The sequence below is a fragment of the Variovorax sp. P2_H12 genome (assembly GCF_056403395.1).
On record NZ_JBFUFO010000293.1, the window covers coordinates 1 to 378 of the forward strand.

The following is a 378-nucleotide window of genomic DNA, read 5'->3' on the forward strand; positions in this document are numbered from 1 at the left end:
GGTTTCCAGCAGCAGATCGACCCCGTTCCGCACGACCGGATTGGCCGCCTGCCCGTGCAGGCGGTCCTCCTCGGGTTTCCAGCAGCAGATCGACCCCGTTCCGCACGACCGGATTGGCCGCCTGCCCGTGCAGGCGGTCCTCCTCGTCCCACAGCGCGAGCGCCACACGGACCCCGTCCCAGCGCGGTACGCGACGCTCCCGCACGTCCTGCGCGCCCTTCTCGCCTGTACCGCGCAGCGCGTCGGCGAAGTGTGCGGCAGCGGGTACGGGGGTGGCGCCGCCCTCCGGAAGGTGAGCCTCCATCAGCATGGCCGCGCGGCTGAACTGGGCGAGCGCGTGCTGGGTGTCGTCGGCGGCGGCGCGGGACAGACCGCGGT

1 protein-coding gene is annotated in these 378 nt (G+C 73.3%); it reads right to left on the bottom strand.

What is annotated here, in order from left to right:
* On the bottom strand, positions 1-378 hold a 378-nt coding region (locus AC1DYK_RS36200; RefSeq protein WP_478170656.1), incomplete at both ends, for a hypothetical protein.